The sequence below is a fragment of the Streptomyces sp. NPDC057474 genome (assembly GCF_042802555.1).
GTDB lineage: Bacteria > Actinomycetota > Actinomycetes > Streptomycetales > Streptomycetaceae > Streptomyces.
Map to the genome: position 1 here is coordinate 1 of NZ_JBHVDX010000113.1, position 20,862 is coordinate 20,862.

The 20,862-nt window shown below is 70.3% G+C and carries 19 protein-coding genes; 8 read left to right on the forward strand and 11 right to left on the reverse strand.

The window, feature by feature from the left end:
• Nucleotides 1-9: 9 nt before the first annotated feature.
• The 4 genes from ACFU53_RS27635 to ACFU53_RS27650 are packed head-to-tail and all read right to left on the reverse strand — an operon-like array spanning nucleotide 10 to nucleotide 4,765.
• Nucleotides 10-990: an NAD(P)-dependent alcohol dehydrogenase gene (locus ACFU53_RS27635; protein WP_383997847.1), complete on the reverse strand. Its 981-nt coding sequence runs from the start codon at nucleotides 988-990 to the stop codon at nucleotides 10-12.
• Nucleotides 991-992: 2 nt separating this feature from the next.
• Nucleotides 993-2,087 (reverse strand): ABC transporter permease, encoded by a 1,095-nt coding sequence (locus ACFU53_RS27640; protein WP_383997850.1) that lies wholly within the window; start codon nucleotides 2,085-2,087, stop codon nucleotides 993-995.
• Between the two features lie 27 nt (nucleotides 2,088-2,114).
• Nucleotides 2,115-3,638, reverse strand: coding sequence for a sugar ABC transporter ATP-binding protein (locus tag ACFU53_RS27645; RefSeq protein ID WP_383997853.1), 1,524 nt, complete (start codon nucleotides 3,636-3,638; stop codon nucleotides 2,115-2,117).
• A complete protein-coding gene (locus ACFU53_RS27650) occupies nucleotides 3,623-4,765 on the reverse strand; it encodes a sugar ABC transporter substrate-binding protein (protein WP_383997856.1) in 1,143 nt (380 codons plus the stop codon). Before ACFU53_RS27650 ends, ACFU53_RS27645 begins: the two co-directional genes overlap by 16 nt.
• 368 nt (nucleotides 4,766-5,133) lie before the next feature.
• Between ACFU53_RS27650 and ACFU53_RS27655 the strand changes: the two genes are divergently transcribed.
• From ACFU53_RS27655 to ACFU53_RS27670, 4 genes are read left to right on the forward strand one after another with little or no spacing between them, the layout of a single operon-like run.
• Nucleotides 5,134-6,543: an SRPBCC family protein gene (locus ACFU53_RS27655; protein WP_383997859.1), complete on the forward strand. Its 1,410-nt coding sequence runs from the start codon at nucleotides 5,134-5,136 to the stop codon at nucleotides 6,541-6,543.
• A complete protein-coding gene (locus ACFU53_RS27660) occupies nucleotides 6,540-6,854 on the forward strand; it encodes a 2Fe-2S iron-sulfur cluster-binding protein (RefSeq protein WP_383997862.1) in 315 nt (104 codons plus the stop codon). Before ACFU53_RS27655 ends, ACFU53_RS27660 begins: the two co-directional genes overlap by 4 nt.
• A gap of 7 nt (nucleotides 6,855-6,861) precedes the next feature.
• Nucleotides 6,862-7,077: a transposase gene (locus ACFU53_RS27665; protein WP_383997865.1), complete on the forward strand. Its 216-nt coding sequence runs from the start codon at nucleotides 6,862-6,864 to the stop codon at nucleotides 7,075-7,077.
• 4 nt (nucleotides 7,078-7,081) lie between these two features.
• Entirely contained in the window at nucleotides 7,082-8,137 is a 1,056-nt protein-coding gene (locus tag ACFU53_RS27670) for an NADP-dependent oxidoreductase (protein ID WP_383997868.1), read from the forward strand.
• Nucleotides 8,138-8,150: 13 nt separating this feature from the next.
• Here ACFU53_RS27670 and ACFU53_RS27675 read toward each other — a convergent pair whose 3' ends face one another.
• The 7 genes from ACFU53_RS27675 to ACFU53_RS27705 all read right to left on the reverse strand — a co-directional run bounded on the left by ACFU53_RS27675 (nucleotide 8,151) and on the right by ACFU53_RS27705 (nucleotide 16,645).
• Entirely contained in the window at nucleotides 8,151-9,149 is a 999-nt protein-coding gene (locus tag ACFU53_RS27675) for a glycosyltransferase family 2 protein (RefSeq protein WP_383997871.1), read from the reverse strand.
• Nucleotides 9,150-9,302: 153 nt separating this feature from the next.
• Nucleotides 9,303-9,659, reverse strand: coding sequence for a hypothetical protein (locus tag ACFU53_RS27680; protein WP_383997875.1), 357 nt, complete (start codon nucleotides 9,657-9,659; stop codon nucleotides 9,303-9,305).
• Between the two features lie 161 nt (nucleotides 9,660-9,820).
• Nucleotides 9,821-12,199 (reverse strand): glycosyltransferase, encoded by a 2,379-nt coding sequence (locus ACFU53_RS27685; protein ID WP_383997878.1) that lies wholly within the window; start codon nucleotides 12,197-12,199, stop codon nucleotides 9,821-9,823.
• A 176-nt stretch (nucleotides 12,200-12,375) separates the two neighbouring features.
• Nucleotides 12,376-12,690, reverse strand: coding sequence for a putative quinol monooxygenase (locus ACFU53_RS27690; RefSeq protein WP_383997881.1), 315 nt, complete (start codon nucleotides 12,688-12,690; stop codon nucleotides 12,376-12,378).
• 70 nt (nucleotides 12,691-12,760) lie between these two features.
• Entirely contained in the window at nucleotides 12,761-14,497 is a 1,737-nt protein-coding gene (locus tag ACFU53_RS27695) for a PEP-utilizing enzyme (protein WP_383997884.1), read from the reverse strand.
• Between the two features lie 52 nt (nucleotides 14,498-14,549).
• Nucleotides 14,550-15,374 carry an SDR family NAD(P)-dependent oxidoreductase gene (locus ACFU53_RS27700; RefSeq protein ID WP_383997887.1) on the reverse strand — a complete coding sequence of 275 codons (825 nt, stop codon included), beginning with the start codon at nucleotides 15,372-15,374 and terminating at the stop codon, nucleotides 14,550-14,552.
• Entirely contained in the window at nucleotides 15,371-16,645 is a 1,275-nt protein-coding gene (locus ACFU53_RS27705; protein ID WP_383997889.1) for an aromatic ring-hydroxylating dioxygenase subunit alpha, read from the reverse strand. The genes ACFU53_RS27700 and ACFU53_RS27705 overlap by 4 nt, the downstream gene beginning before the upstream one ends.
• A gap of 197 nt (nucleotides 16,646-16,842) precedes the next feature.
• On the opposite strand from ACFU53_RS27705, the gene ACFU53_RS27710 reads away from it, so the two are divergent.
• The 4 genes from ACFU53_RS27710 to ACFU53_RS27725 all read left to right on the forward strand — a co-directional run bounded on the left by ACFU53_RS27710 (nucleotide 16,843) and on the right by ACFU53_RS27725 (nucleotide 20,860).
• Entirely contained in the window at nucleotides 16,843-17,298 is a 456-nt protein-coding gene (locus ACFU53_RS27710) for a VOC family protein (RefSeq protein ID WP_383997892.1), read from the forward strand.
• 96 nt (nucleotides 17,299-17,394) lie between these two features.
• On the forward strand, nucleotides 17,395-18,399 hold the full coding sequence (locus tag ACFU53_RS27715; RefSeq protein ID WP_383997895.1) for a thiamine pyrophosphate-dependent dehydrogenase E1 component subunit alpha: 1,005 nt from the start codon (nucleotides 17,395-17,397) through the stop codon (nucleotides 18,397-18,399).
• Nucleotides 18,400-18,404: 5 nt separating this feature from the next.
• The gene (locus ACFU53_RS27720; protein ID WP_383997898.1) at nucleotides 18,405-19,430 is read left to right on the forward strand and encodes an alpha-ketoacid dehydrogenase subunit beta; all 1,026 of its coding nucleotides are present in this window, start codon (nucleotides 18,405-18,407) and stop codon (nucleotides 19,428-19,430) included.
• Nucleotides 19,427-20,860 (forward strand): 2-oxo acid dehydrogenase subunit E2, encoded by a 1,434-nt coding sequence (locus ACFU53_RS27725; RefSeq protein WP_383997901.1) that lies wholly within the window; start codon nucleotides 19,427-19,429, stop codon nucleotides 20,858-20,860. The genes ACFU53_RS27720 and ACFU53_RS27725 overlap by 4 nt, the downstream gene beginning before the upstream one ends.
• Nucleotides 20,861-20,862 lie beyond the last annotated feature (2 nt).

Here is a 20,862-nt window from a genome sequence, read left to right on the forward strand (position 1 = left end):
CTCGTACGCCTAGGTCGCCTGTTCCAGCGTGAAGGTCTCGACGTGGGAGGACACGAGACCCTGCCGTGCGAGTTCGAGGACCTCCATGAGTTCCGTCCGGCTGCCCCAGTAGGGGAAGGAGGCCGACACCTCGAACGGCAGCCCGCCCCCGAAGCCGACGGCCAGCGTGCCCCCGCCGAGGCCGACGACGGTGACATCGCCCTCCACCGCCACCGACGCGGAGGCGACTGCGAGAGTCGCCTCGGCTCCGACGAAGTCCGCGACGACCTCCGCTCCCGTACCGCCGGTGAGTTCCCGGATCCGGGCTGCCGCCTCACCGTCGGAGAGCAGCGTCTCGTGCGCGCCCACCTTGGCTGCCAGCTCCAGTTTCTCCTCGCTCACGTCGAGGGCGACCACCCGGGCCGGGGTCAGCGCGCGCAGCAGCTGCACGGCGAGATGTCCCAGACCGCCGACGCCGATCACCACCGCCGTGCTGCCGGGCAGCAGCTTCGGCAGTGACCTGCGGATCGCGTGATACGGGGTCAGCCCGGCGTCGGTGAGGGGCGCGGCCTGGACAGGGTCGACTCCGTTGAGCGGAACCAGGTGGCGGGGCGAGTCCACCAGCATGTACTCCGCCAGGGCGCCGGGTGAGCCGAGGCCCGGCGGCAGGATGCCGAGGCCGGCGGCGTGCGGACAGCAGTTCTCCTTGCCCTCGGCGCACTTGTGGCAGCGCCCGCAGCCCCACGGGCCGTACACCGCCACCGCCTGGCCCTCCGCCAGGGCGGCGACACCGGTGCCCACCGCCGCCACGGTCCCGACACCCTCGTGGCCGAGTGTCATCGGCAGTGCGTAGGGGAACTGCTCCTCGGGCCAGCCCATCGCCGCCAGATCGGAGTGGCAGAGCCCCGCCGCCGTCACCTTCAACAGCACCTGCCCCGGGCCGGGTTCGGGCACCGGAACCTCGACGACCTCGGGGGCGTGCCCCACCCGCCGGTACTGAACAGCCTTCATCGTCAGACCTCCTTGCTCGCAGTGATATCCGGCCGAGGCCCTGTCCGGCGGCGCAGCACGGCGGGAAGGGCGATCCGGCCACCCGTGAGGACCAGCGCCACGATGAGGACCGAGCCGGTGAACAGGCTCGCGGCCCACTGCGCGCTGGTGGCGAGTCCGAGTCCGGTGATGCCGGTGCCGAGCAGGAGGACCGCGAGGACCGTGCCCCAGGCGTTGAAGCGGCCGGCCCGCAACTGGGTCGCCCCGACGAAGGCGGCGGCGTAGGCCGACAGCAGATACGGGGTGCCCGCGGTCGGCGATCCGGATCCGACCGAGGAGGCGAAGACGACGCCGGCGAAACCGGAGAGCAGGGCCGAGGCCACCAGGGTCAGAAAGCGCAGCCGGTCGGTGCGCACCCCCTGCAGCCGGGCCGCGTCGGCGTTGAAACCGGTCGCGTACAACCGGCGCCCGGTGGCGGTGTGTTCCAGCAGGAACCAGATGGCGGCCGCGGCGAGCAGCAGATACAGCACGGGCAGGGTGATGCCGCCCGCGTCCAGCTGGGCGATGCTCGCGAACGGCTCGGCGAGCAGCTGCACACCGGTGATCGAGCTGTCGTTGGTGACCATGGTGATCAGGGACTGGATCAGCGCGCCGGTGGCCAGGGTGGCGATGAACGAGTCGACGCGCAGCACCACCACCACGATGCCGTTGACGACCCCGATCAGCAGTGCGGCGGTCATCGCCAGCGCGATGGCCGCGCCGGGCCCGAGCCCGGCGGTGACCATGAAGTAGGCGGTCAGCACGCTGGTGAGCGACATGGTGTAGGCGATCGAGAGATCGAAGACCCGTGCGGCCAGCGGCGGGACGACGCTGAGTGCCACCAGGCCTGCCACGGCGTTGCCGTTCAGCACCTGCTTGACCGTGAGGGTGGTCGGGAACGTGTCCGGCGCCCACACGGAGAAGAGCACGACGATGGCCAGCCACACGTACACGGCGCCGATGTTCCGGAACGACAGGGCCGCCGCCGCCCGTCGGACCGGTGTCCCCGCTACGGACACCGCGGATCTCTCCGGTGCGGACGGCGGGAGCTCCGCCGCCCGGGTCGGGGTGGACGTCATGTCCTTCGGTTCCTTCCAGGGCTCATGTCACTCGGTTCCTTCCATGGCGTGCACGAGCGCGGGCTCGGTGATGTCCGGGCCGCTGATCTCCCGTGCGATCCGGCCGTCCCGCACCACCAGGACGCGGGTGCACAGCGCGAGCAGGTCCTGTGTGTCGGAGGAGGACACGATGACACCCATGCCCTCAGCGGCCTGACGCTCTATCAGGTCGTACAGCTGCAGACGGGTGGCGATGTCCACGCCCGCCGTGGGTTCGCACAGCGTCAGTACCGGCGGTCGTTGGGCCAGACAGCGCGCCATGACGACCTTCTGCTGGTTGCCGCCGCTGAGTGTGGTGATCCTGGCTCCGCGTCCGGCCGTACGCACCCCGACCCGCCGGATCCAGTCCTCCGCCAGGGCGGATTCGCGGCGTCGGCGCAGGCGCCCGGAACGGGCGCGCAGCCGGTCCAGGAGCGGCAGGGTGAGGTTCTCGCCGACCGAGAAGTCGCCGATCACTCCCTCGCCCGCCCGGTCCGCCGGGACCAGGGGAAGGCCCAGGCCGTCGGCGTCACGCGCCTCGGTCCACCGCTCGGAGCTTTCCGGCAGCCGCAGCCTGCCGCTCACCCGTCCGGCATGGGCCCCGCACACCGCGTACGGCACGATCTCGTGGCCGGAGCCGACCAGACCCGTGATGCCCAGGCGCTCGCCCCTGGCCAAGTCGAAACCGACCCCCCGAAGTGGTCCGGCCCACAGATCGCGTACTTCCAGCACGGGGTCGGCACGACCTGAAGGGGGACTGGGGCGGTGGTCGGTCTCCGTCTCCTCGCCCGCCATCAGCTCCGCCAGCGAGCGCGGAGTGAGCTCCGCGACCGGGCGCGTGGCGATCCGGCGCCCGCCGCGGATCACGGTGACCCGGTCGGCGAGCGCGAAGATCTCGTCCATCCGGTGCGAGACGTACAGCACGCCGGCGCCGGCGTCGCGGACCTCCCGCACGATGTCGAAGAGGCGGGCCACCTCGCCGGGCGGCAGCACGGCGGTGGGCTCGTCGAGCACCAGGACACCGCGACGGCCCTCCCAGCCCTGCAGCGCGGCGGCGATGGCCACCACCGTGCGCTGGACGGGGGTCGCCGTCGCCAGGGGCCGGCGCACGTCGATGCCGAGGCCGAACCGTTCGACGAGGGCGCTCGTCCTTCGCTCCATCTCCGGCCAGCGGATGTTGCCGAAGGCGGTGCGGGCGAAGCCGTGGCTGAGCGCGAGGTTGTCGATGGCGCTCAACTCGCCCACCAGCCCCAGCTCCTGGTGGACGAAGCGGAGCCGGTCGTGGCGGGAGGCCGTGACCTGGCCGAGGTCGAAGGGTTCGCCGTCGAGTTCGGCCACCGCACCCGGCTCCGCGTGGTGATAACCGGCGAGGATCTTGATGAGGGTGGACTTGCCGGAGCCGTTGGGCCCGATCAGGGCGTGGATCTCGCCGGGCGACACCTCTAGATCGACGTCCTGCAGGGCCTGGGTGCCGCCGAATCTCTTCGACAGGGCGGCCACCCGCAGCACCGGGCCGGTCAACTCAGTCCCCACAGCGCCTTGAACTGCGCCTGGTAGTCCTCGACGATCGGGAAGTCGCCGTCGGCCGAGGGCAGGTTGTCCTTGGTGACGAGCATGTTGGGCAGTGCCGCCTTCTGGTCCACGTCCATGGGCTGGCCGGTGAAGTGCCGGGCCAGCGCGTCGGCCTGGAGCCAGGCCGTCTCGTGCGAGTTCAGCGCCATCGCGCCGTCGGTGAGACCGCTCTGGATGTACTGGTAGTTCTGCGCGTCACCGACGTTGACGACGATGTGCTTGCCGGTGAGGCCGGCGGTCTTCAGCGCGGCCGGCACGCCCACGTTGAGCAGACCCAGGGAGAAGACGACATGGGTCACCTTCGGGTGCGACCGGAGGTACGACACCACGCGGTCCGGCATGTCCTTGCCCACCGCGGTGATCGGCACGTCGACGTTGTCCAGCCCACAACCGTCGCACCATTCCTTGTACTTGGTGGCGAAGGAATCCTTGACGGGCTTGAGGATCGTGTAGGCCGGCAGATCGAAGTAGACGGTGTTCGCCCTGGCGTCGCTGTTCGACACCACCCATGAGGCGAGCATCTGGCCCTGGATGCCGACGTCGTCCGGCCCGTTCTTGAGCAGGGAGATGCCGTCGCCCAGCAGGTCGTCGGCGTTCGACTGGATGACGGGGATCTCGGCGGCATGCAGCCGGGCCAGCTGCTTGGCGTAGACGGCGCGCGGGAAACCGGAGGCGACGACGGCGTCCGGCTTGTCGCGCAGGGCCTGCTCGTAGGCGGCCTGGACGGACTCCGGGGTGCCCTGGGTGGCGATCTGCTTCACCTGCCAGCCGAGTTCCTCGGCGGCCTCGGTGAAGAAGTCGGCGAGGTCCTTGCAGGACTGGACGCCGCAGAGGATGAAATCGATCTTCTTGCCCTTGGGGATCTTCTTGCCGACGGGCTGGGTGACGGAGATCGAGTCCGGGCGCTCGGAGTACTTCGCCAGGGCCGCGCGAGCCGCCGTCAGGCCGGGGGAACCGGGCGCGGCCGCCTGTGTCGAGCCGGCGGCCGGAGTGGAGCCGGTGCCGCACGCCGCCAGGGCGAGCAGGGAAGTGACGGGGACGATCGCGGTGAGGACGCGGCGGACCGCGCGACCGGGTCTGGAACTCATCGTTGAGTACTCCCGTGGTGTGTCGCCTGCACTGCCGCGACCCGCGGCGCTCACGCTTCCGCGGCGGTCGGCTCCGGTCAGGCGGATTGACTCTGTGTCGCCCCGGGGCGGGAACGCCGCGGGGCTGGGCCGGGACGGGCAGAGATTCGTCCCGGAACGGAGAAACTTATGAGGAACTACAGCCTCAAGTGGGTCGGAGTGTGACATGTCCCAGCGGGCTTGGGGAGAGGGGAGCCGCAAGAAATTCCGGGTTCACGGGTGAATAACGCGGTGACCTCGGGAGGTGCGGAGCTCGTTCGCCGACGCGACTGTTGCTCCCGGCCGCGACTGGTAACTACACTCACTCTAAAGTTTCTGCCGGAGGAGAGATGATGGACGAAACGTCGGAGCCGGCCACTGCGCGGTGCCCCGGGCCCAGCGTCCAGGACTACCTCGACCAGGACAGCCGCCCCGTTCCCCCCGCCCTGAGGTTCGAGCGGAACGACCACCTCGGCAGCGAGGACATCGACACCGCCCGCTTCACCTCCCGCGAGTGGGCCGAACGCGAGATGCGGCAGGTCTGGCGGCGTGTCTGGCAGTTCGCCTGTCTGGAGAGCGAGATCCCTGAGGTCGGCGACCACGAGGTCTACGAGATCGGCGACGACTCCCTCATCGTGGTCCGCACGGCCCCCGACGAGATCCGCGCCTACGTCAACGTCTGCCTGCACCGCGGTCGCAAACTGCGCACCGGCGGCGGCAACGTCAGCGAGTTCCGCTGCTCGTTCCACGGCTTCGCCTGGAACCTCGACGGCACGATGCAGACCCCGCCCTGCGCCTGGGACTTCCCGCACGTCACCCCGGAGAAGTTCGCCCTCCCCGAGGCTCAGGTGGCCACCTGGCGCGGCTTCGTCTTCATCAACATGGACCCGTACGCCGAGTCCTTCGACAGCTACCGCGGCACCTTCGACGACTACTACATCTGGCCCCTGGAGAACCGCTACAAGTCGCTGCACATCGGCAAGGTGCTGCCCTGCAACTGGAAGATCGCCCAGGACGCGTTCATCGAGTCCTTCCACGTGATCGCCACCCACCCGCAGATGCTGCCGTGGCTCGCCGACGCCAACTCGCAGTACGACGTCATGGCGGACCAGCCGAACTGGAGCCGGATGATCAACATCCAGGGCGCGCCCAGTCCGCACGTGGCGGACTCCGTCACGGAGGAGGACGTCCTGGAGACCTTCTACGACTCGCGGTCGTTCTACGCCGCCGCCCAGGGCCGTGACCTGGTGATGCGGGAGGGTGACGAACTGCCGGCGATCCCGCCCGGCGGCACCGCCCGCCAGGTCCTCGCCGAGCGGATGCGCGCGCAACTGGCGGCCACCTCGCAGCAGGACTTCTCGAAGACCCCCGACACCGAACTGCTGGATGCCATCAACTACTTGCTGTTCCCCAATTTCAACCCCTGGGGCGGCGCCAAGTCGAACATCATCTACCGGTTCCGGCCCAACGGCCTCGATCCCGACTCCTGCACCGCCGAGATCATCTTCATGTCGTCCCCGAAGCAGCCGGGCGAGACGCCGCCCCCGGCGAAGATCCGCTGGGTGCCCGAGGACATGCTCTTCGCCGACATACCCGAACTCGGTGTGCTCGGACCCGTCTTCGACCAGGACTGCGAGAACCTGCCCTATGTCCAGCAGGGCCTGAAGGCGATGCGCAAACCGGGCATCACCCTGGCCAACTACCAGGAGAGCCGCATCCGCCACTTCAACCGGACGCTCGACCACTGGATGGACAAGTGACCCACCGGGTGGCGGTCAGGCCCGCCGGCGTCGAGCTCGAAGTCCTCGACGGCGAGGACCTGTTCACCGCCGCCCAGCGGCTCGGCTACCGCTGGCCCACCCTCTGCGGTGGCAAGGGCACCTGCCGCACCTGCTTCGTCCAGGTCGAGGACGGAGCCGAGAACTGTTCCCCGGTGGACCCGCTGGAGCGCGAGGGCATCGAGTCCCTGCGCAGGCCGGCGGACGGCCTGACCCGGCTCGCCTGCCGGCTCCGGGTCGAGGGCCCGGTGACCGTGACCAAGCGCGGCGTACGCCGCCGAGTGCAGGAGTGAGGCACCCATGCCCAAGCAAGTGATCCACCCACTGACCGGGCATGTGTACCGGCTCACCGAGGACGGACTGGTCGAGGTGACCGATCCCAGGACAGGGGCGCAGGGCGTCTTCGACTTCCAGGCCCGGTGGCAGTCGGGCGAACTGCGCCACGCCGACCTCCAGATGGCCGGCTGGGTCGGCCGCCTCGCCCAGCGGCGTACGCCCCCGCAGCCGGAGCAGTGACCCCGTGACACCCCGTACCACCCGGGTGGTCTGCCTGGTGCGCCGACCCGACGGAGAACCGCTCCCCGCTGACTTCGCCGTCGAGGAACGCCCGCTGCCGTCCCTGGGGGAGGGGCAGCTGCTTGTGCGCAACCTCTACATGAGCGTCGACCCGTCCATGCGCGGGCGCCTGGAGAGCACCGAGAAGCACTACACGCACAACTTCACCCCGGGCTCGCCGCTCGACGGCCGTGCCCTCGGCGTCGTGGAGGAGAGCCGCTGCGCCTCGGTGCCGCCCGGCACGTACGTACGCCATCAGCTCGGCTGGCGCGAGCGGGCCGTGCTGGACGCGGCGGACACAGACGGCGCCGGTCGCATCGACCCAGGACTCGCCCCGCTGCCCACCTGGCTGGGCCTGCTGGGCCAGACCGGGTTCACCGCGTACGTCGGTCTGACCCGGATCGCCGCACTGCGCCCTGGCGACACCGTCTTCGTGTCGGCGGCGGCCGGGGCCGTGGGCAGTGCCGCCGGCCAGTTCGCGCGCATGCTGGGCGCGGATCGCGTCATCGGGACCGCCGGAGGGCCGGCCAAGTGCGCCCTGCTGGTGAAGGAGTTCGGCTACGACGCCGCCGCGGACTACCGGGCCGAGCCGGTGCGCGAGGCACTGGCCCGGCTTGCGCCCGAAGGCGTCGACGTCTACTTCGACAACGTCGGCGGGGAGCAACTCGCCGCCGCGCTGCATGCGTTGCGCACGGATGGCCGTGTCGCACTGTGCGGCATGATGTCGCAGTTCGGAGGCGACCGTACGCCCGCCGACATCAATCACCTGATCCAGGCGGTCCTCAAGCGACTGACCCTGCGCGGCTTCATCGTCCGCGATCACGAGGACCTGCGCCCGGAGTTCGAGGACCGGGTCTCCGGCTGGCTGCGCTCGGGCGGGGTGGTCGCCCGCGAGACGGTCGTGGACGGCCTCGACAAAGCGGCGCAGGCCCTGCTGTCCCTGCTGTCCGGCGGCAACACCGGCAAGATGCTGGTCCGGCTGGCACCGGACCCGCACGACCGTACGTCGGCCACCGGATGAGCCTGCCACCGCGTCAGACGGCGGAAACCGTCGCCGGGGCGGGAGCCTTCGGCGGGGCGGGAGCCTTCTCCGGAACGGGCGGATCGGCTGCGCCGTCGCGAGCGGCCAGCGCCTTCTCCAGCCGCTGGATGTGGTAGTACTGCACCCGCGCCGTGCGCTGCAGGGCCATGACGGCGGTCAGGAACTGGTCCATCTCGGCAGCCCGGGTGAGGATGTCGTCGGGCACCTGCTCGTCCCGCAGGCAGGCTTCCGCGTCCTGGCTGAGCACGGCCTGCGCCCAGCCCCGGGTGACCGGCTTGAACAGGCTCGGATGCTTGGCCACGATTCGCGCCCGGATGGCCAGGTCGTTCTCGGCGGCTTCCAGATGCAGTCCGGTGTCCTTGTTGCGCGCCCCGAACAGCGGCTCATGGATGTGGTGGGCGTCGAAGCCGTGCTCGACGCAGCCGACCCAGAAGTCCCAGTCCTCTCCGGCCCGCATGCTCTCGTCGTACCCGCCCACGGTCTGCCACACCTCACGTCGGTACAGCGAGCAGTAGAACATGATCAGTCGCTGGAGCAGCAGCTCTCTGCTGTAGGCGGGGAGGGGCATCGCCTGCGGGGGTAGATCGTCGTCGGTGAAGGTGAACACATCGGTTGAGGCGATGGCGATGCCGGGGTTGGCATCCAGGACCGCGACGGTCTTCTCCAGCATCGTGGGAGCGATCACGTCGTCGGCGTCCAGCGGAAGGACGTAGCGGCCGGTGGCGGCCTCGATCCCGGTGTTGCGCGCGGCGGAGACGCCGGCGTTGGCCTGCTGGAGCAGCCTGACGCGCCGGTCGGGATGGCGGTCGATCAGGGACTGGACCACCTCGACGGTGTTGTCGGTACTGCCGTCGTCCACGATGACGAGCTCCCAGTCCTCGAAGGTCTGGGCAAGGACGCTTGCGTGGGCCTCGGGCAGATAGCGGGCGTAGTCATGGCAGGGGATGACCACCGAGACCACAGGGTCGGAACTGTGGGGACTGTGGGGCATGCGCGGTCTTTCGCTCAGGAACGGGAAGGCGGAGGGACGGGAGCCGGGAGGAAGCGGGCTGCGACGGGTGGTCGGATGCGGTGTGCCGGGCGCGGGGCGCCCCCCCCCGACCCTCTTCGAGGGTCACGCCCGAGCAGACCGCTGGACCATGCGCTAGCTGCGCTGGTGCTGATCTGTGTAGTGGTGGTCGCGTCCGTGGTCGTGGTGGTCGCGCCCGTGCTCGTGCTGGTCCTGGCAGTACCCGTAGTCGGGGATGGTGATGTTGCCGATCGGCGTGCAGCAGTGCACGTAGTCCGTGATGGTGATGTTGCCGATCGGCGTGCAGGGGGTCCCGGACCCGGGGGTGAGGCTGGCCTCGCCGTCTATGAGCTGCCCTTGGTATCCGTACTTCGCGGACGCTGTCAGCGTGTCCGGACCGATGGCGGCGTAGGCCGCCTCCGCGGTGCTGAGCAGTCCGGCGGTGGCCAGTGCCGCGGGGAGGGCCAGCGAGGTGATGACACGGGCTTTCACGGTGGTGCCTTTCTGTAGGCGATGGGGAACTGCCCGAAGCGCCGGAAACCTCCACGCCGGGGGCAGTGGAACCACCGTAAAATTGCTCACTTAATGTGTCAAAACGAACACTCACTGTGAGTGAGGCTGGCTGAGTCGACGCCAGCCCGGCCCCCCACCGGTCAGGAAAGGGACACGGCTTCGGTGCGCGCCGGTTCCGGTACGGCATGGTGCGGATGCACCACTTCCAGATCCGGCAGCGCCCAGCAGGCGGTGCCCATGTCCTGGGCCATCGCGGCCAGCCCCTCGGTCTCGATGAGTTGCCGGTAGGGGAACGACGGGAAGGCGAGGCCGTCGCGGTGCAGGTCGGCGCGCACCAGCAACACGGTGCCGCCGACCGAGTCGACGCGGACGAGTCCTTGCCCGCGCAGCTCGTCGAGGTACATCCGGCCGAAGCCCTTGGGAGGCTGAAGGATGCCGTCGCGAAGCCACTGCGTCCAGTTGAGCGCACCGGATCCGGGCCTGAGGGCAAAGGTGTTGAGGTCGTACGTGGGCCCACCGGGTGTGGTGGCGCAGTGCGGGACGACGATGTCCTTGCGTGCGCCGAGCAGACGTTGGACGAGGTCCGTCGGGTAGTCCGTGACGTCGACGTCGAGCCACAGCACCCACTCCTCGTCGATCAGTGCCCGGGAGAGAAGGTGGTTGCGCACCTTCGCCAGCACCGACCGGCGCCGGCGCTGGATGCCGGGCTCCCAACGGGGACCGGCCAGTTGGAGGCCGAAATCGCGGCGTACGAGCGTCACCCGCCGGAACTCCGCCTCGAGGTCCGGCAGGACCTGCCGGAGGAGTTCGGGTGTCGCGTCCCTGCTGTCGCCCTCCAGCAGGCCCAGCGAGATCGCCTCCCGCGGATAGTCCAGGGCGCGAAGGCGGTCCAGGTAGACGGGCAGGAACGCGGCCGCGTCCTTGAGAGGGGTGAGCACCAGCACCGAGGGCCGCTCCTCGGCCGGCGCCGGGGCGGGCTCGGGGGCCGGCCGCGGTTTCCGCTCGGGGGTTCCGGCGGTGTCGGCACCGGTCTCGGCGTGGGCGATGTCCCCCGGCTCGAGCGGCAGCCGGGTCGCCATGGCCAGCAACCGCTCGGCGTAGGCACCGGGTTCGGCCCAGATCTGGGTCGCCACCTCGAAGTGTTCCGCGAAATGCGACTCGTCGAACGTGTTGCTCCCGTGGCACACGTATGTGTACAGCTCGGGCGCGTCAACCGAAACGACCCGGCAGCTGCGGACCACCTCTTCCGCCACCGGGGTGTCCTCGCCCCGGCGCAGCGCCGGGTAGCGCGGGAGCCGGTCCTTCGCGCACACCATCGACCCTTCCCAGACCCGCGCACAGGAGATCGCGAGCCGGCGGCGGGCGGGCCACCACAACCGCTCACGGGCGAGGAAGCAGGCCTCGGCACCGAGCGCGAGAATCGCCGCCATCTGCGTCTCGACCCGCTCCGGGTCATACAGGTCGTCGTCGTCCCACTGGCATACGTAGGGGCCGCCGGCCCGGTCTACCGCCTCATTGCGCAGTTCCCCCAGAGTCCGTCCCTCCGGGGGCAGCCGGTGATGGCGGATCCGCGAGTCGTCCAGATCGCGGATGTGCTGCTCGAGGGAGTCATCAGTGCCGTCCTCCACCACGACCAGTTCGAGGTTCGGGTAGGTCTGGGCGCGGAAGCACCTGATCGCACGTTGTGCCGTCGCCGACCGGTCCTTGGTCACCATCAGGCATGACACCGTCGGCGCGGGCGCGCCCGAGGCCCAGCGGCGGCGCTGCGCCTCCACGTTGAGCAGGCCGTCGGCGACCGGTTGCAGTTCCTGGCTGGCCCAGAACGGCAGCCGTGTGCCCGGGGAGAGCCGCGGCGTGGCCGGGGTGTCGCACGCCCAACTGCCCGACCAGTGGTGCACGGCGTTCGCACGGTCGTAGTCCGCTTCCTGCGGGCCGAACAGCTCTGTCGCGTATGGGCTCACCTCGGGGTACAGGACCTCCGGGGCGAGAACCGTGATCGAGTCCGGCTCCGGGGCGCTGTCGATCGCTCGGGTGAGGAAGAACGGGCCTGTCGCGTCGAGAGTGTTGGACTGCTTGTGGGCGCCGACCAGCTGCCGCTGCACATGGGCCCAGAAGGGGTGACCCGGACGTGACGCGATGAACGCGTTGCCGACGATGCGGTCGAAGCCGCGCCGGCGGGCGAGCAGCAGCCGCGTGTGCGCCTCGGGCTCGCAGCCGAGGACGAGTTCCTGCCCGTCAAGGATTCCGTCCACCGGGCTCAGGCACTCGAAGTCCAGATCCACGTAGAGCCCGCCGAAATGGTCGAGCAGGAAATAGCGAATCGCGTCGGCCCGCATGATCGCTTCGGGGTAGCCGTCGTAAACCGGCAGGAACCAGGGATGGTGCTCCTGGAGGAACGCGCGGTTGTCCGCGTCTGTCCACAACCGGTACCCCCAGCCGGGGTGGTGCAGCCGCCAGGACTCGGACCACTTCTGCCATTTCGGCGGGAGATCGGAGTCCTTCCACGTCTGGTGGATCAAGGGAGGAATTGTCTTTTGGGTAGGCATTCACGCAGTATGTCGGGCTGTCCGCCCCATGGGTTTTCCCATGGGGCCCGTCGGTGGAGCATTCACCCGGGAGGCCCACCTCCTGGAAGCACGGCGGATGAAGGAACCGGCCGGCATCGGCTTCCTCCCGGGGGCCGCCGTCGGCGGACTCAGCGCATGGGCCGTGCCGCGGTGACGCTGAACGCGTCCAACGAGACCCCCACCCGGGTCAGTTCGGCCACCGCGGTCCGGAAGTCCTTGATGTGCGGGGTGGTGAAGTGCTCGTCGAGGGCCTGCTGCGAGATCCAGCGCTCGTACACCCGGATGCGCCGCTCGTCGGTGGGATCGGCGGTCATCGCGTAGTCCAGACAGCCGGGCTCCTCCTCTCGGGTACGGTGGCCCAGCTCGACGAGATGCCCCAGCATCGTGTCGCGGTCGCCGGGCTCGTAGTCCATCCAGCCGGCGACGATGACTTCCTCTGCCACGGTGGTCCTTTCGTGGTCGTGCCCGCGGGCCCGTCGTGTGGGCAGGCAGAGACGACGGGCCCGCGGTGCTTCAGATGGCGGCTGCCGCCGGGACGTCGTCCACGGTGACCGTGCCCTTGTCGCCGTCGACCGTGATGACCATGCCGTCCCGCAGCCGCCGTGTCCCGCCCTCGACAGAGATGACGGCGGGGATGCCCAGCTCCCGGCAGACCACGACGGCGTGGCTGTTGAGCGCGCCCACGTCCACCACGGCCGCTCCGGCGACCAGGAACAGCGGGGTCCAGGCCGCGTCCGTGATCGGCGCGACGAGTACCTCGCCCGGTTCGAGCGCCTCGCACGAGGCGGGGTCGCTGACCACCCGCACCCTGCCGGTGTACGTGCCGTGACTGCCGCCGACACCGCTGAGCACATCGCCCTCGACGGCGGCCTCGGTCCGCTCCTCGGTGCGTCGTGGCCAGGTGTCGATCGCGAGCTGCGCGTCCTCGTGGACGAAGAACGGCGGTTCCAGCTCATGGAGTCCGGCGTACTCGTCGAGCCGCTGGGCGATGACGGGGCCGAAGGGCTCCGGGTCGGCGACATAGTCGTCGAGTTCGGTGTCCAGCAGCATCATCACGTCCTCGGGCCGGGCGAAGAGCCCCGCCTCGACACCGCGGCGACCGAGCTCCCGTACGGCCATGCGGATCTCGTTGACGACGGTGACGCAGTTCGCCTTGGTGCGCTCGCGGGCCGGGATCCACACCTGGGAGGCGTGCATGCCGGCGTCGAACATGGGCTGCGTCTCCTCGGGCAGCGCGGCCCGGATCTCCCGCGCCGTCCGCTCACGCCCCTCGGTCAGCCGCTTCCGGCGGGCGGCCGGGGAGTCGTCGTCGGGACTGTGCCGGATCCGGTCGACCAGGGCCAGCGCCTGGACGGGTGCCGCCTCCCAGGACAGCGCGTGGATGTCCCACTCGTTGGGGCCGCGGTCGCCGGACTCCGCCAGGAACTCCTCGAAGGAGTCACGGAACGCCTTCACGTCCCCGGTGGCGGTGTCGAGCGCCTGCTCCACGGTGGCCGGGCCCCGGTCGAACAGTGCGCTCAGCTCGGCCGAGGCCGCCACCTGGCGGGACAGCGTCCACAGCCCGGTCGAGGGGGAGGCGGAGTCGACGTCGCCGAGACCGCCGATCAGGTCGAGCATGGCGCCGGGGCGGTCCACGCTCGCGCACAGCGGACCGAGGATCGCCGGTCCCACGGACGCGGGCAGCGACGACTCGACGTGCCGCTGGAACGTCGTCTCCACCTCGTCCAGCAACGACCGTGCGCGCGCCACCAGTTCGGCGTCGGACAGTTGTGTCAGATCGGGGCGCGAGTGGCGCAGGGCCCGCAGCCGCTGCCGGTCGGCGTCGGCCTCCGGGAAGCCGGCCTGGCCGAGCATCCGCTGAAGCGTCGCGCCCGCCTTGCCGGTCAGCTCCGCGTCCTGGTCGTCCGGGTGCGCCACGTACACCGGCGTGTCGGAGCGCTGACCGACGTAGGCCGCGTCGATCTGGTCCGCGGTCTGGCCCATACGGATGCCGAACAGCCGCATGTGGGACAGGTTGAGATAGAAGTGGCCGCCGAACATGCCGACGAACGGCGGTCGGGGGCCGGCCACCTCCTCCTCGCGGTAGATGCCGAACCCGACGAAGCCGTGCCGCCAGCCCTGCAGGCCGCGTCCCCAGACCAGGGTCCAGCCCAGTGGGCTGGCGGGGTCCGGCAGGGTCTCGCCCGCGTTGGCCCGGGTGTAGTGCGGCAGCCGCTCACTGCGCTGCCAGTCCGTGATCCAGCTCTTCATGACCGAGGTCTCCCGCTCTCCGTACCCGTGCCTGCCCCTGCCCGTCCCCCGCCTACCACTGCGCGGTTCCGCCGTCGACGCTGATCAGCGTGCCGGTGATACCCGCCCCGGCGTCGCTCGCGAGCAGTGAGGCGACCGCCGCGACCTGCTCCACGGTGGTGATCTTCTTGGTGGCGGCATGCTCGGCGAACCGGCCCAGCCACTCCTCGTAGGAGATGCCCTCGGCCTCCGCCGCGGCGGGACCCGCGGCCCGCATGAGGTCGGTGTCGACGGCGCCGGGGCAGATGGCGTTGCAGGTGATGCCCTGCGTGCCGTACTCGAAGGCGGTCGCCTTGGTCAGGCCGTGGATGGCGTGCTTGTTGGTGATGTAGTGGCTGATCGCGGGCTTGTTGGCCTGCTTGCCCTCCACCGACGAGATGTTGATGATGCGGCCCCAGCCGCCTTCCAGCATCTTCGGCAGCGCCCGGCGGGTGCCGTAGAAGTAGCCGTTGACGTTCAGGTTGAGGGCGTCGTGCCACGCCTCGTCGCTGAGCTGGTGGATCGGGGCGAAGCCGGAGCTGCCGCCCACGTTGTTGACCCAGATGTCGAGCCGGCCGAAGCGCTCGGCGGCGAAGTCGGCGAGGCCCTCGATGTCCTCCTGGCTGTTGGCGTCGCAGGGGTGGAAGACGGCCCGGTCCCCGGCGCCCATCTCCTCCAGGGCCTGCTTGCCCTTGACCTCGCTGCGGCCGCTGACGACGACCGTGGCGCCGTCGGCCAGGAAGGCCTCGGCGATGGCGCGTCCGATACTGCGCGTGCTGCCCGTGATCACCGCGACACGTCCGTCGAGGCTGCCCGTAGCCACCATGGTGTTCTCCCGCGAGTCTTGTTGGTTGCTCACCTGGCGGCTCTGGGGGCTGCTGTGGCGCCCCTGTCCAGGTGTCGGTGAATGGTGCGGTGGAAGTGCTGGAGTCCGGGCTCGTTGCGTCCGAAGACGAAGTCGGTCCCGTCGAGGGCCTTCAGACCCTGCTGAACTCCGTAGGTGGTCGCGTAGTCCTCGTCGCGGACCACCTCGTGGAACCACTCGCCGAACCGGTCGGCGGCGTGGCGTTCCTCGTCGGTGACCGCCGGTTCCCGCAGCAGGATGATCTGCTGGGTCACCGACTCGGTCGCCGTCCGGGGGAGCACCAGGGAGACGGCGATCTTCTGCCGCCAGCCGCCGGCGATCGCGAGGCCAGGGAAGAGCCAGTAGATGGGCCCGACACAGTCGCCGGGATCGCGCTGGTCCGGCGGCAGCTCGACCGCCTGCGCGATGGGGCGCAGGGCCGGTGCGATGCGCTGATGGGGGCCCCAGGTGTCGTGGGCCATCATGTTCGAGAGGTTCGTTTCGAACACCGTCTTCGGGTGCAGCGAGGCGAAGTGGTACGTCTCCAGATACCCGTCGAGGGTGACCTTCCAGTTGGGACTGGTCAGCTCGCCGGTGGAGTAGTGGTGGCACTCGGCCAGCCGGAGGCCCTCCAGCAGCGGCAGCAGATCGCCCAGCCAGGCGTCCAGGTCGGGCTCGGCCGCCGGGTCCAGCGAGACGAAGACGATCCCCGCGCGCTCCCCGGCCGGAAGCCTGACGAGGCTACGGCCCTCGCGCGGAACCTCACCGAAGGTCTTCTCGGCGTACACGCCCCGCAGCTCCCCGGCCAGGTCGTACGACCAGGAGTGGTACGGGCAGGTGAGGCGCTTGGACACCCCGCAGCCGGGTTCGAGGAGCTTGGCCCCCCGGTGCCGGCAGGCGTTGATCATCGCGTGCACGGTGCCCTGTCGGTCCCGGGTGATGAGCACGGGGATGCCGAGCACGTCGATCGCCTTGTAGGTGTTCGGCCCGGGAAGCTCGCAGGACATGGCGAGCGGCAGCGGGACGCTCCGGTGGACGGCGTCAGTCTCGCGCTGCCAGCGGTCGGCGCCGAGGTAGTTGGCCACGGGTTCGGTCCACTGGCCGTCCGCCTCGTGCGTCGTGTTGTCGCGGTAGTGCGCCATCACCCGCTCGACGAGTTCGGCCGCCTCCCGCCGCATCGTCACGGAGGCGGCGTCGGTGGAGCGGTCCTGGCTGATCCACGACGAGTATTCGGGAGCCGAGGGGGCCGAGGGAGCCGGGCGGGCCGAGGCCGTCGACCTGCGCACGGCACCCGGTTCCCGAACCTCCGGCGAACTGGTCTGGACCACGATGTCCTCACAATCCTCCCAGCCGCGAGCCGGTGAGCGGCTTCGGAACGCGACAGCTGGGTTGTGTCCGAAACGACAACAGGACTTAGTGTGCTCTGTCAATAGAAAGTGTTGAAGTTGCCGCTCGGTGTCCCGTGGGGGTGGGTGTGATGGTCATGACCCGGCCGTTCGAGGTGGGTGTGGTGGTGCGGGACCTGGACCTGATGGAGCGCTTCTGCTGCGACATCATCGGCTGTCGCGCCGAGCACCGCTCACGTGTACCGGAGTCGATCGGCGGCCCGGCCGGGCTCGGCGGCGAGCTGGTGGTCGTCTGGCTGTGGGTGCCATCCGGAGGGTGCGTCAAGTTGATCCTTCCCCGGTCGGCCCCGGTGTCGGCGCACGCGGCACCCTTGCCGGCCGGGCGTCCGGGACTGTCGTATCTCACCTTCCATCTCGACGACATGGACCCGGTGGTGGCGGCGCTGCCGACCGCGGGCGCCCGGCCGCTGTCGGACCCGGTCGTCGTCCGGGCGCGCGGTCGGCGGATCAGCTTCTGGGCGGATCCGGAGGGCAACGTCGTGGAGTTGGTGGACGCGCGGGGCGGAGACCCGGTCCCTGGGCATAGTAATTAGAGACGCTGTTCAGTAAGGTGCCCCGTGCTGGTTACTGTAGACCAGCACAAGTAAGTCCGATTGCTTGGCAACCTCCCTCGGGCGAAGGGGCGGACGATGGCTCAACGAGCGTCAACGGCGTCGAAGAAATCCGCGCAGGTCAGCGTGCAGGTCATCAAGGATCTGCACGAACGCATGGTGCGCATCCGGCTGTTCGAGACCGAGGCGGGAAAGCTCATGGAGGCGGGCAGACTGCCCGGCTTCCTGCACCTCTACGTCGGCCAGGAAGCCGTGGCTGCCGGCGTGATGGCGGCCCTGCGCGACGACGACCAGATCACCTCCACCCACCGCGGCCACGGGCACGCCGTGGCCAAGGGTGTCGGCTTCCGCGAGATGTACTCCGAGTTGTACGGCCGGGTCACCGGCGCCTGCCTCGGCCGCGGCGGAAGCATGCACATCAACGACCTCACCCGCGGCATGCTCGGCGCCAACGGCATCGTCGGGGCCGGCGTCCCGATCGCCGTGGGCGCCGCCTTCGCCGCCCGGTACAAGGGCGAGGACAGCGTCGCCGTCACCTTCTTCGGCGACGGCGCCACCAACATCGGGGCCTGGCACGAGGGCGCCAACATGGCCGCGATCCTCGGCCTGCCCGTGGTCTTCGTCTGCGAGAACAACGGCTATGCGGAGTTCACCCCGCAGTCCGGGCACATGCTGCTCACCGATGTCGCCGACCGGGCCGCCGCCTACGGCATGCCCAGCGTGATCGTCGACGGGATGGACGCGGTCGCCGTCCACCGCGCCGCCACCGAAGCCGTCGAACGGGCCCGGCGCGGCGAGGGCCCGATGATGATCGAGGCCAAGACCTACCGCTTCTTCGACCACCAGGGCGTCAAGGGCCTGCGTCACCCCTACCGCTCGGACGAGGAGGTCGCCGAGTGGAAGGCCCGCGACCCCATCGACGTGATCGAGACTCGGGCGGTCGCCGACGGCACCGCGACCCGCGCGGAGCTGGACGACGTATGGCAGCGCACCCGCGACGAGATCGCCGAGGCCATCGCGTACGCCGAGGCGAGCCCACTGCCCGACCCCGCCGACCTGCTGCTCAACGTCTACTCGGGATGACCGCCATGACCACCACCACCGAAGCACCGGCCGTCACCCCGGCCGCCGCCTCCCGCAAGCTGAGCTACGTCAAGGCCTTCAACGAAGGTCTCGCGCAGGCCATGCGCGAGGACGAGAACGTCTTCGTCGCCGGCGAGGACGTGGCCGGATACGGCGGCGTGTTCCGCATGTTCGACAACCTGCTCGACGAGTTCGGCCCCCGCCGCATGATCGACACCCCGATCTCCGAAGCCGCCCTGGTCGGCCTCGGCGTGGGAGCCGCAGCCCGAGGGCTGCGCCCCGTCGTCGACCTGATGTTCATGGACTTCATCGGCGTCTGCCTCGACCAGATCGTCAACCAGGCCGCCAAGATGAAGTACATGTTCGGCGGCGCCCTGTCCGTGCCGCTCACCATCACCACCGCCTCCGGCGCGGGCCTCGGCGCCGCCGCCCAGCACAGCCAGAGCCTGGAGGCCTGGCTGGCCCACGTGCCCGGACTCAAGGTGGTGATGCCGAGCGATGCGTACACCGCCAAGGGCCTGACCGTCTCGGCCATCCGGGACGACAACCCGGTCGTCGTCATGCTCAACAAGGTCCTGCTCGGCAGCACCGGCGAGGTGCCCGAGGAGATCTACGGCATCCCGCTGGGGCAGGCGCACACCGCACGGCAGGGCTCCGACGTCACCGTGATCGCCCTCGGCCGCATGGTGGGGGAGGCCCTCGCGGCGGCCGACGAACTCGCCGCCGAGGGCGTGGAGGTCGAGGTGATCGACCCCCGCACCGTGCAGCCGCTGGACACCGAGACGATGTTCGCCTCCGTCCGCCGCACCAACCGGGTGCTCGTGGTGCACGAGGCCGTCACCTTCGGCGGGCTCGGCGCGGAGATCGCCGCCCAGATCCAGGACACGGTCTTCGACTATCTGGACGCGCCGGTCCTGCGTATCGGCGCCCCCTTCTCCCCGGTTCCCTTCTCCCCGGTCCTGGAGAAGGCGTACGTGCCCGATCGCGCCCGCATCGCCCAGGGCTGCCGGCGCCTCCTCGAAAGGTCGTGACCGACGTGGCGGTCGAGGTTCTGCTGCCGAAGATCGGCCTGACCATGCAGGAAGGCACGATCGACGAATGGCTGGTGCCCACCGGCGCCGCCGTCGCGGAGGGCGACGCGCTGCTGCGGCTGGCCACCGACAAGGTCGACGTGGACGTGGAGGCGGAGGCCGGGGGACTGTTCCACCCGGTGGTCCCGGCGGGGGCCACGCTCCCGGCCGGGGCCCTCATCGGCTGGCTGCTGGCCGAGGGCGAGCAGCCACCGGACCCGGGGGGTACGCCGATGCCCGCCGGGTCCGGGTCCAGTTCGGGTGTGGCCGCCGTGCCTGCCCTCGCCGGCGGTGCGGGTATGGGCGCCCTCCCGGCCCTCACCGGCGCCGGTGCGGCCCCCGAGGCCGGCGGCGCCGCGGCGCATTCGGTCAACGGCACCGGTGACCGAATGCTGTCCTCGCCGAACGCCCGGCGGGTCGCCGCCGCTGCCGACGTCGACCTCACCGCCGTACGCGGCACGGGGCCGGGCGGCCGGATCGTCTCCGAGGACGTGGAGGAGCACCTCGCGGCTTTCCCCGGCGACCTCGCCACGCCGGTCCCGCCGGGCGGCACCCCCTTCTCACCGCTGGTCCGCAAGCTGGCGAAGGAGCGGGGCATCGACCTCTCCGGGGTGAACGGCACCGGGCCCGGCGGCCGGATCCGCCGGTCCGACCTCGACGCCGTCGCTCCGGCGCCTGTTCGCCGGAACACGGCACCTCGGCCCGGCGACGTCCTCCCGCTCACCGGGATGCGCGGCACCATCGCCCGCAGGATGCACGCCAGCCTCCAGGAGATGGCACAGCTGACGCACGGCTACGAGGTGCGCATGGACGCCGTGGTGTCCCTGCGGGACCGGCTCAAGGAGGAGTGGGCCGACAGTGAACTGCCGGTGCCCAGCCTCAACGACTTCCTGCTGAAGGCCGCCGCCCTGGCCCTACGAGAGCACCCGCTGCTCAACGCGACGGTGCGGGAGGACGGCGTCCATCTGCTCGCCGGCATCCACCTGGGCTTCGCGGTGGCCGTTCCGGGCGGCCTCATGGTCCCGGTGATCGAGGACGCGGTGACGCTGCCGCTGCCCGAGATCGCCCGCCGGTCGAGGGCCCTGGCCCAGGCCGCGCGCGAGGGGCGGATCTCCCCCGCACAGCTGGAAGGCGCCACCTTCACCGTCACCTCGCTCGGCGGATACGGCGTCGACTTCTTCACCCCCGTGATCAACCCCGGCAATGTCGCGATCCTCGGGGTGGGCAGGCTCAGGGACGGCGTCGAGTGGGTGGACGACCGGCCGCTGCGCACACGGGTGCTCACGCTGAGCCTCACCTTCGACCACCGTGCCGTCGACGGGGCACCCGCCGCCGAATATCTGCGCACGGTCGGTGAGCTGCTGAGCAAGCCCCTCCGTCTGCTGGTGTGATC

Excerpts from the sequence above, each read along its gene's own strand:
- ACFU53_RS27635 (WP_383997847.1), bottom strand. The coding sequence starts at position 990 with ATGAAGGCTGTTCAGTACCGGCGGGTGGGGCACGCCCCCGAGGTCGTC.
- ACFU53_RS27640 (WP_383997850.1), bottom strand. The coding sequence starts at position 2,087 with ATGACGTCCACCCCGACCCGGGCGGCGGAGCTCCCGCCGTCCGCACCG.
- ACFU53_RS27650 (WP_383997856.1), bottom strand. The coding sequence starts at position 4,765 with ATGAGTTCCAGACCCGGTCGCGCGGTCCGCCGCGTCCTCACCGCGATC.
- ACFU53_RS27655 (WP_383997859.1), top strand. The coding sequence starts at position 5,134 with ATGATGGACGAAACGTCGGAGCCGGCCACTGCGCGGTGCCCCGGGCCC.
- ACFU53_RS27665 (WP_383997865.1), top strand. The coding sequence starts at position 6,862 with ATGCCCAAGCAAGTGATCCACCCACTGACCGGGCATGTGTACCGGCTC.
- ACFU53_RS27675 (WP_383997871.1), bottom strand. The coding sequence starts at position 9,149 with ATGCCCCACAGTCCCCACAGTTCCGACCCTGTGGTCTCGGTGGTCATC.
- ACFU53_RS27695 (WP_383997884.1), bottom strand. The coding sequence starts at position 14,497 with ATGAAGAGCTGGATCACGGACTGGCAGCGCAGTGAGCGGCTGCCGCAC.
- ACFU53_RS27710 (WP_383997892.1), top strand. The coding sequence starts at position 16,843 with ATGACCCGGCCGTTCGAGGTGGGTGTGGTGGTGCGGGACCTGGACCTG.
- ACFU53_RS27715 (WP_383997895.1), top strand. The coding sequence starts at position 17,395 with ATGGCTCAACGAGCGTCAACGGCGTCGAAGAAATCCGCGCAGGTCAGC.
- ACFU53_RS27720 (WP_383997898.1), top strand. The coding sequence starts at position 18,405 with ATGACCACCACCACCGAAGCACCGGCCGTCACCCCGGCCGCCGCCTCC.